The sequence below is a fragment of the Chitinophaga sp. genome (genome assembly GCF_036569125.1).
Classification (GTDB): Bacteria; Bacteroidota; Bacteroidia; order Chitinophagales; family Chitinophagaceae; genus Chitinophaga.
This window is the reverse complement of sequence record NZ_DATCRF010000449.1, coordinates 1-10,069: the sequence shown is the minus strand read 5'-3', so window position 1 is coordinate 10,069 and position 10,069 is coordinate 1. Positions and strand designations below refer to the sequence as shown.

Sequence of the window (10,069 nt, the reverse complement as noted above, 5' to 3'; positions counted from 1 at the left end):
CAGCTGCAGGGTGTTCTGCGCTTCCCGCAGGTCGGCATCGGCCTTATTGAAATTCAGCAGGTACTCATGGTATTCTTTTTCCGCTACCACCTTTTCCCTGAACAGCTGCTCAAAACGTTCTTTTTCTATTTTGGCGTTGGTGTAGGAAATGCGGGCTTTCTGCAGCTCGCTTTCCGCCTTGCTCAGGTTCACCGCATCCGGCGTAAGGCGGATCTTAGCTAATAACTGACCGGCTTTCACAGGCTGGCCGGCTGTTACGTACACCTTTTCTATGATGCCTGATACCTGTGCTTTTACTTCGATCTGTTTACGCGGCGCTACGGTGCCGGTGGCCACTGCTTTCTGTACAATGTCGGTCACAAAAGCGGTGTCGGTGTTATAAACGGTCTTTACTTTACCGGAACGCTGCGATAAACAGCCGGGTACTATTACCAGCAAAGCCAAACCTGCAGCGGCAGTGGCATACATGCCCAGCTGCTGCCAGATCTTTATAGTTCTGTAACCGGCTATTATTTTTAAGAGCACCAGGGTTACACGCGCTGCTGTTAGCAGTAATACGCTTTTCTTTCTCGTTTTCATGTCTACTCAGTTTTAAGTGCTTCAATCGGGTTTATTCTGGCTGCATTGCCGGCAGGCACCAGCCCGGCCAGGGCGCCGGTTACCACCAGTATAATTACGGCGGTAAGGGCTACCTGCAGATCTATTTGCGGGTCCTTGAAAAATTCGCTTTTGAAACCGGAGCTGTCCAGCAAATTGCGCACAGCGGCAATAATGCCCATACCGGTGATCAATCCTACATAACCGGCAGCGCTGGTAATAACTACGGATTCCATGATGATCAGGCTTATAATAGATGCCGGTGTAGCGCCTAAGGCTTTACGCACGCCTATCTCCCGGGTACGTTCCTTTACAATGATGAGCATAATATTACTCACGCCAATGATACCGGCCACGATGGTACCTGCGCCTACGATCCAGATGAACAGCCGGATGCCGGCAAACAGGTTCACATACTTGTTAAATTCTTTTTCGGAGTTAAAAGAGCCCATGGCTTCTGCATCCTGGGGCTGGATGGTATGCCGGGCGGCCAGCAGGCTCCGGATAGCTGCTTCTACTTTCTCTGCAGGAACATTGGGCCTTGGGCAAACAGTGAACAGGGAAATGTTATCCTTATAGTCAAATGTATGCTGTAACGTATACAAGGGTACGAAAACCGTTTCAGCATCTTCCTTATGGCTGGCTGATTCTTCTGTGGTAAAACAGCCCACCACCCGGAAAGGCACACCTTGTATATTAATGAACTGCCCGATGGGATCCTGCTTGGGGAAAAATACTTCCCGGATGCGCTCCCCTATCACGGCCACCTTGCGCTCCTGCTGCAGGTCCAGGATATTCAGGAAACGGCCTTTGGGGAAAGCCATGGTTTTAATATGCTGCAGGTCCGGATGCACGCCTTTGAGTGTAAAGGCCATGCTCTTTTGCCGGTATACCATATTTATTTTTCCATTGGGGTTCAGCCCCGGCGCCAGGTATTGAATGTCTGGCACCTTGTGCAGAATGGCCTGGTAGTCGCCATTATCAAAAGTGATCTTACGGCCCGGCGCTAATCCTTTGTAGGGAGTGCGGGTGATTTCCGGCCAAATGTAAATGCTGTTGCGCGCGGCGCTGCTAAACATCTGGTACACGCCGTTCTGCAAGCCTTTACCGGCGCCCAGCAGCAATACCAGCATTAAAATGCCCCAGAACACGCCAAAGGCGGTGAGCAGGGTTCTTAGTTTATGTTTTTTGACAGAGCTCCAGATCTCCTGCCAGTTGTCCAGGTCAAACATGATATAAAATATTTGTGTCAGCAGTTACCAAACCATCTTTTACACGGATCACGCGTTCTGCTTTATCCGCAACATCCTGTTCGTGGGTTACCATAATAATGGTCATACCCTGCTCATGCAGCTCTTTGAAAACCTCCATAATTTCATCCGAAGTATTAGAATCCAGCGCACCGGTGGGTTCATCTGCAAGTATGATCTTGGGGTTACCTGCCAGTGCGCGGGCTATGGCCACCCTTTGCTTTTGCCCGCCTGATAAGGCGGTGGGCAGATGATCGGCGCGGTTCTTCAGCCCTACGCGGTCCAGCAGCTCCAGCGCCATTTCGTTCCGCTTTTGGCGGCTTACTTTCTGGTAGTATAATGGCAGCGCCACATTTTCCATCGCATTCTTAAACGGCAGCAGGTTAAATGACTGGAACACGAAACCGATGTACTGGTTCCGGAACCAGGCGGCCCGCGACTGGGAAAGATGTTTCACCAGTGTGCCATCCAGGTAATATTTGCCGGTATCATAATCATCCAGTATGCCCAGCACATTCAGCAGCGTGGATTTACCGGAGCCCGACTGCCCCATAATGGCTACAAACTCACCTGTGGCAACTTCCAGGTCAATGCCCTTTAAGATGGGCAGCTGGCCATTGGCTGTTTTATATGCTTTCTTCACTTGTTGTAATACTACCATAGCTCATCATTTTATGCATACACGGCGGTATGCTGTTTTTTCCTTGCACCGGTCAGCAGGCCGGCCATTAGCTGCACGATCTCTCTTTCATGATCGTAAATAAAAAAGTGATCCCCGGTAAATTTGCGTACGGTTATCAGCTCCGTGCTTTCTTTTTGCCAGGCCAGCGCATCTTCAAAGCTGATGTTTTCCTGCAGACCTGTCATCACGGTCATGGGTATATCAAAAGGAGTAGTTTCCTCATGCTGATAAGTATGCAATGCACCCAGGTCAGAGCGGATAATGGGCTCAAAGAAATCTTTGAGGTCTTCGTTCCTCAGCAGCTCTTCCGGGCAGCCGCCCAGCTTTGCCAGTGCTTCAAAGAAAGCAGCTTTGGGCAAAGTATGAATTACAGCGTCCTGCTTTACAACAGAGGGTGCTGCGCGGCCGGTGAGGAATAAGTGTAAAGGTGCGGGCAGCCCTTCCTGCAAAATGCGTTTTGTAAGCAGATAGCTTAATAAAGCGCCCATGCTATGGCCGTACAATGCATAAGGCTCGTGCAGGCGGTCCTGCAGCTGCTGAAATACATCGTCTGCCAGTTCGTAGATATTGCCCAGCAAAGGATCGGCAAAACGGCTGCCCCTGCCCGGCAGGTCCACCGGTATAATGGTAACCTGCGGACTGGCATACTTTTCATATCCCTGGTAAGAGTAGCGGCTGCCGCCGGCAAATGGCAAACAAAAAATATTCACTTTCATACTTTTCAGTTATTACATACATCAATGGAGAAATGGGCATTTTCGGCAGTGATCACCGTATCGGATACGATCTTACCATAATCAAACTTCAGCATACGGTCGGCACAATCAAAGTAATGATCATCGTGCGTTACAGCGATAATGGTTTTACCCCTCCGCTTCAGCTCCGGGATCAGGCGTTTATAAAAGTAGGCCCTGAAATGCGGGTCCTGCTCTGCAGCCCATTCGTCCAATACCAGTATGTCGCGGTTCTCCATAATGGCGTAGATCATGGCCAGCCTTTTCTGCTGCCCTTTTGATAAATTGTTATCAATAAAGTTGCGGTCGTTGCCGATGCGGATGGCAGCAGTAAGCTCCATCATTTCTATAAGCTTGCTCAGCTCTTTATTGTCTGCGCTCAGATCAAACTGGTCATAATTTTCGTTGAACAGGTAAGCATGAGTGAAGATGGCAGAAATATGATTGCTGTAATGCGGGTAGGCTGCCAGCGGAATTACCTGCCCATTCAGGCTGATGGTACCGCTGGTTGGCTGGTACAAACCGGTGAGCAGGTTAATGAAAGTGCTTTTACCGCTGCCATTGCCGCCGGTAATAAACACCACCTCTCCCCTGTTAAACGTGAGGTTCACCGGGCCCACGCGGAACACTTTATTCTGCTTTTCATCCTTATATTCAAAGGTCACCTCACGGAAACGGATCTCCGCAAATTCACCTTTAATGGCAGGCGCATCCCCAAAAGAATCTTTTACAGTTACTTCCGCTTCAATATCAGCACGGATGCCATCAATGCGTTCCAGCGCAATCTTTACATTGGTGTAATAGGGAATGATCTTTACCAGGGATGCCAGTGGTCCCATCAGGTACAGGATCACCACTATGAAAGGCACGGTTTGCGCCAGGCTCAGATGCAGCAGGTTTGGCAGCAGGAAAATACCTACGCCCAGCGCTATGTACCAGCTATAAGTACCGGTAAGCTCATTATCCAGGTATTTTACGGCACTGCGGGTACCCAGCTCTTTCCCCTTCAGGCGGTTCTTTTTCAGGTAATCATGATAAATGCGGTCATTCCTTTCCGTGCTCATTTTCACTTCCTTAAAACCGTAGATCAGATCACGCAAATACTGGTGATAATCGTTCTGCAGATCCCGCACTATGTTAAGGTCTTTTTCAATACGTTTATTGCGCCACATATAAAAAGTAAGCAGTGCGCCGGTTAAGGCCAGTACAGCCAGGCCGCCCAGTGGCGATACCCAGAACAGGTACGCTAACGCACAAACGATGATCACGGCAGAGTTTACAACCGCTACCAGCACCTCCGGTATGTAAGCCAGGATGCGTACATCGCCAATGGCAGTATAAATACGTTGTGCGCCCAGCTTTTCAAAGGCCTGCCAGGTGGCAAAACGCAGCTGCTGTAAAATAGACAGCTCGTAATGCAGCAGCAGCTCCTGGGTTAATTTTACCATATAGGTCTGGAATACCTTGGTGCACAGCAGCGACAGCAATACTAAGCCAGCAAAGATCCAGCCGTCGTAACCTTTTGCAAAAGACAGGGAAGAGCCGTTCACCGCATTATTGATGAATGCCAGCAAGCCCAGGTACACAATGCTGTTCACACTGCCCAGCGTTCCTACAAACAGCAGGAAGTATTTTGATTGTTTCCGTAATAGCTGAAGAATATGCATTTCTTTTGTTTTTATAGGTCAACAATTATGCGGTTACAGTTGCTGCGCAATGTTCAATAATGCCGTTTAATGCAGCCTGGTAGTTTTCCAGCAGCCCCTGTATGGTGTCCGCTGCAAAACGTTTCACGCTGTAGTCTATGGTGAGTGTGAACAGGCCGCCTTCTGTCATGGCAGTAATGTACAGCTCATACTCCCTTTGCTCGCGGGTATCCTGCAAAGGGCCGGTATCTTCTTTTGCAAAGCCAAAGGGCAGGTGCGCAAGGTCCTGGTCAAACTGCCCAAAGTAGTTGAAGGCAATTTGTTCCGGTGCGCTGAAGTCCAGCTCCTGCTTATGTTCTGCGGCTGTTAAATATTTAAGGATTCCATAACCAATGCCTTTATGCGGGATGGCATGCAGGCGTTTTTTGTTACGTTTAATAAGGGTACTCAAGTCATTACCGGCAGCGGTAAGTATCACCGGGTAAACGGTGGTAAAATAACCAACCGTACGGCTCACATTCACCTGGTCTAAAATATCTTCCCGGCCATGCCCTTCCATCAGCACGCGGCATTGCTCCCATCCGAATGACTGGCGCAGGCCCAGTGCAAGTGCGGTCAGCAGCAGGTCGTTGATCTCTGTGTGAAAACGGTTATGCACTGCGGTGAGCAACAAATGCGTAGCATCTGCTTCCAGCGATATTTGTTTGGTAGCACGGTCTTTTACCAGGTTGCTGCCCTGCGGAAAATCCGGTTGCAGTACCGGTGTATTCACGGCCAGGATCTTTTGCCAGTAGGCTCTTTCCAACAGGAAAGCAGCACTATTTGCGTATGCCTGTAGCTTTTCCGCCCATACCTTGAACGCATCTGTTTTGCGGGGCAGGCTAAAAGGCTGCGCCTGCAGGTGCTGCCGGTACAAAGTACCCATGTCTTCAAACAGGATGCGCAGTGATACTACGTCTGTTACCAGGTGGTGTACGATCATAGCCAGGCGGTCGCCATCCGGCAGGTGGAACAGCGCTATTTTTAACAGTGGCCCCTCTCCCAGGTTGATCTGTGCCTGCATGGCCCGCAGCTTATTTTCGAGCTGTTGTACTTCTGTATACTCATACTCTTCTATAGAAAAAGGATAATCCAGCCCGTGGTTGTATTGCGTAACGGTGCCACCATCTAACCGGAATGTGATCCTTAACGCATCATGGTGTTCTTGTAATTTCCTGAAGATGGTTGCTGCTGTTGCTGCTTCCAGTCTTTCTTTAGAAAAGAACAATAATCCAAAATTGAAATGGTCATACGCTTTACGCTTAAAGGCAAAGAACTGTTGCTGGATAGGCGTTAAGGGCAGCTCCCCGGTAATTACTCCCTGGTTGGCCAGCTGGCTTAAAGGAGTTACCTGTGCAGCCAGTTTTTTAATAACCGGGTAACGCAGCACCTGCCTTACTTCCAGCCGGTAACCTGCCTCATAAAGGTGAGAGGTGATCTGTATGGCTTTGATGGAATCGCCGCCCAATGCAAAAAAATCATCCTGCATACCAATATTGCTAACACCTAATACTTTGCTGAATGCTGCTATTAATACGGCCTCGCAATCGTTGCAGGCAGCTTCATAACATTTGCCGCTTGCTGCTGTTCCGGGTACAGGCAGGGCGCTGCGTTCTACCTTACCGTTATTGGTAACCGGGAATTTATCCAGGCACATGATATGCGCCGGTATCATGTATTCCGGTAAGCGGGTGATCAAAAATTCTTTTAGTGCAGGTATGGATAACTGCGCAGTGGCGGTGCAATAAGCTACCAGGCTTTTCACCGCGTTCTCCTGCTCATGCACCAGCACCACCGCTTCTTTTACTGTTTCATATTGCAGCAGGGCATTTTCAATTTCACCTAATTCAATGCGGTACCCTCTTATTTTCACCTGGTTATCCCGGCGGCCCAGGAACTCTACTTCACCATCCTCATTCCAGCGGCCTAAGTCGCCGGTACGGTATAAGCGGTCATCTTCCGCACCAAAGGGATCTTTTACAAACTTTTCGCTGGTAAGTTCCGGACGGCCACGGTAGCCTTTAGCTACGCCTGCCCCGCCTATGCAAATTTCCCCGGTAATGCCCATGGGCAGTAGTTCCAGGTTTTCATCCATAATATACAGCTGCGTATTGGCAATGGGTTTGCCAATGGTGCTGAGATCTGTAGCCACATCTTTCACATGTTTTACCGTGCAGCCTACTGTTATTTCCGTTGGGCCGTATTCGTTATAGATGTCCATAGCAGGGTTCAGGCGTTGCAGGGTGCTTACCTGGAAGGCGGTAAGCGTTTCGCCGCCTACAATGGCATACTGCACCGGCGTGCTTTCCAGCGGCAGGTAACTTAGCATGCTGATATGGGAAGGGGTAAGCTTTACCGTATTTACGCCGGCAGCGCCACTGAACAGCTCCAGCAGAATATCGCTGATATCCTTATTGCCACACACAAACAAAGTATCGCCCCTGAGCAGGGTGGTGAAAATGCAGGTAATGGTCAGGTCAAAAGATATGTTGGTGAACAACGCAAAGGTTTTACCCAATATGTTGTTAAAATAATAGTCATTGGCCCATAACAGGTAATGGGAAAGGTTATCCAGCCCCAGCATAACACCTTTGGGCAACCCGGTAGAACCGGACGTATAAATCACATATGCCAGGTTACAGGGCTTGCTGATTAAACCGGGGTTCTCTTTACTGCCACTCAGTGCCGGCAATAAACTATCCAGCAGCTCCTGTGCGCCTGCATAACCCTGCAGGTGCAGCAGCTGGTTATTTTCCGTGAGTAATACTTTGGCATTGGCATCCTGTAAAATATGGGTGATGCGGTTAGCAGGCGTGCTGGTATCAATAGGCAGGAAAGCAGCTCCTGCTTTAAGTATGCCCAGTATGGCAATGATCAGCCGTTCAGAACGTTCTGCCAGTATGCCGACAATATCATCGGGCTTTACCTGGTATTGCTGCAACAGGTAGTGTGCAAGCTGGTTGGCCTTTTCATTCAGCTGCACATAGGTAAGCGCTGTTTCTTCAAACACCAGCGCAGTAGCATAAGGCGTTTTCCTCACCTGCGCTTCAAATAGCTCCTGGAAAGTTTTTAACAGGGCATAGTCTTTATTGGTGCGGTTCAGGTCGCGCACCAGTTTCATTTTTTCGTCCAGGTCCAGCAGCTCCACATCCTGTAATTGGGCATCCATGGATTCAAAACAGGCCAGTACATTTGCCAGATGGGAAGTCAGCCGCTGCATAAAGCCTGCTTCAAAAGCAGTGGTGTTATAGTGCAAGCTGATATGCAGGGTGGCAGAGCGTTTAATGCTGATCACCAGGTCATAGTTGTTATGCTGCGTTAGCGGCATATGAATGGCATCCCAGTGAATAAGCACATTGCTGTTGCGCATTTCCTTTTGCTCATAGATCAGTTCCAGGGGATAGTTCTGAAACGTATAGCTTTCCTTTACGGTTTGTTTTACGGCTGCCAGGTAATCACGCAGGCATAATTCATTAACAGGTTCCAGGATCAGCGGTGTTACCGGCGCTTGCACCTTGCCTTTAAATCCCGGAGTATATAAGGGGCTGTCAATGGTTACCCGGTTGCTGCCGCTGTATTTTTTTAATAAGATGCCAAAGGCTGCCAGCAGGTACACAAATGCTGCAGTATCGTTGCCGCCTGTACGTGCTACCAGGTTATTATACAATTCACCGCTCAGCTCAAAATGTTGCACGGCCTGCCGGCTATCGTTTCCCGGGGTATTGGCATTGGTCTGCCGGAATTTAAACGCGCCATAACCCGCTGCCAGCTTACGGCTCCAGAACTCCTGGCTGGGCTGATAAGCCGGATCCAGGAAATGAACTTTATCTATTGCATTCATTGGTTTAGATTTTAAGGGTCATCAAAAACTGAAATCAAATGCTTCTTCCAGGGCTGCTGTATCCGTGCCGCCATTGTTGTTATCCGATAAAGTAATAGCTGCAACAGGCTGTTCCGGTTGCCGTATCAGGGCTGTCAACAGCTCCAGGAAAGTATCCCGGATCTGCGTTATGGTATGCGCTTCAAAAAGGTCCGTATTGTATTCAAGTACAGTAGTGATGGTTTCACCGGCATCAAAAAACCTGAAAGAAAGGTCGTATTTGCTGGTTGCGCCACCGGCTTCCAGCTCCGTGATCTGCAGGGCATCCTGGCTTTGTTGTACATCTACGGCGCCAATGTTCAGCAGATCGGCATATACTTCAAACAGCGGATGCCGGCTTTCATCCCTGCCCAGCTTCAGGTCGCTCACTAAGCGGTCAAAGGGATAGGCCTGGTGCTCATAAGCGCCCAGCATGGTTTCCTGTACCTTTTCCAGTACCTGCACAAAGGAATCGCTACCGCTTAATAGGGTACGGAGCGCCAGGGTATTGGCGTACAGGCCTACCTGTTGTTCCAGCGCCGCATCTTCCCTGCCGGCGTGTACGGATCCGATGGTGATATCTTCCTGCGCTGTTACCCGGTACAGCAATACTTTCACAGCCGTTAACAAACCGGTGAACAAGCTGCTGTTATGCTGACGGATGATAGGCTGCAGGGCTTTTACGATCGTATTGTCTATTTCAAACGTAAGGTCGTTACCGTTATACGTTTTTACAGCCGGGCGTTGTTTGGTGGGCAATGCCAGCACCGGCGGCTGCTCACTAAACTGTTTCCACCAGTAAGCCTGCAGCTGTGCAGCGCGGCTACCGCTTAATTCCTGGTTATGCCATACTGCATAATCTTTATACTGTAAAGTAAGCGGCGTCAGGTTATGCGGCTCACCGGTAGCATAGTGGTGATACAGCGCCAGCCATTCTTTGGTAAGCACTTCCAGCGACCAACCATCCGTTATAATATGATGCAGGTTAATGAGCAGTACATGCTGCCGGTCTTCCAAACGGAACAGGGTGCATTGGATCAGCTGCTCTTTAGCCAGGTCAAAGGAGTGGTTGGCTGCTTCTGCCAGCAGCATATTCAACAGCAGCTCGCGGTTATTTTCGGTACGCAAATCCTTTACGGGAATGGCGGTTGTTGTTGGTTCCTGCACCTGCTGCACCGGTACACCCTGCACTTCTGCAAAGCGGGTGCGCAATATTTCATGCCGTTCCAGCAGGTGGTTAAAGGCTTTGGTAAGCGCTGCAG

At 49.5% G+C, this 10,069-nt stretch carries 7 protein-coding genes; all 7 read right to left on the bottom strand.

The window, feature by feature from the left end; genetic code table 11:
- Positions 1-579 (bottom strand): efflux RND transporter periplasmic adaptor subunit (locus tag VIM87_RS16835; protein WP_331998119.1); only part of this gene is annotated, 579 nt, incomplete at its 3' end.
- A gap of 2 nt (positions 580-581) precedes the next feature.
- Complete coding sequence (locus VIM87_RS16830; protein WP_331998118.1) at positions 582-1,829, bottom strand: ABC transporter permease; 1,248 nt, start codon at positions 1,827-1,829, stop codon at positions 582-584.
- Positions 1,822-2,508: an ABC transporter ATP-binding protein gene (locus VIM87_RS16825; protein WP_331998117.1), complete on the bottom strand. Its 687-nt coding sequence runs from the start codon at positions 2,506-2,508 to the stop codon at positions 1,822-1,824. Before VIM87_RS16825 ends, VIM87_RS16830 begins: the two co-directional genes overlap by 8 nt.
- Before the next feature lie 11 nt (positions 2,509-2,519).
- Positions 2,520-3,245 (bottom strand): thioesterase II family protein, encoded by a 726-nt coding sequence (locus VIM87_RS16820; RefSeq protein ID WP_331998116.1) that lies wholly within the window; start codon positions 3,243-3,245, stop codon positions 2,520-2,522.
- A 5-nt stretch (positions 3,246-3,250) separates the two neighbouring features.
- Positions 3,251-4,930: a cyclic peptide export ABC transporter gene (locus VIM87_RS16815; protein ID WP_331998115.1), complete on the bottom strand. Its 1,680-nt coding sequence runs from the start codon at positions 4,928-4,930 to the stop codon at positions 3,251-3,253.
- Between the two features lie 25 nt (positions 4,931-4,955).
- A complete protein-coding gene (locus VIM87_RS16810; protein ID WP_331998114.1) occupies positions 4,956-8,789 on the bottom strand; it encodes an amino acid adenylation domain-containing protein in 3,834 nt (1,277 codons plus the stop codon).
- A 21-nt stretch (positions 8,790-8,810) separates the two neighbouring features.
- The coding region (locus tag VIM87_RS16805) for a condensation domain-containing protein (protein WP_331998113.1) at positions 8,811-10,069 on the bottom strand (1,259 nt) is incomplete at its 5' end.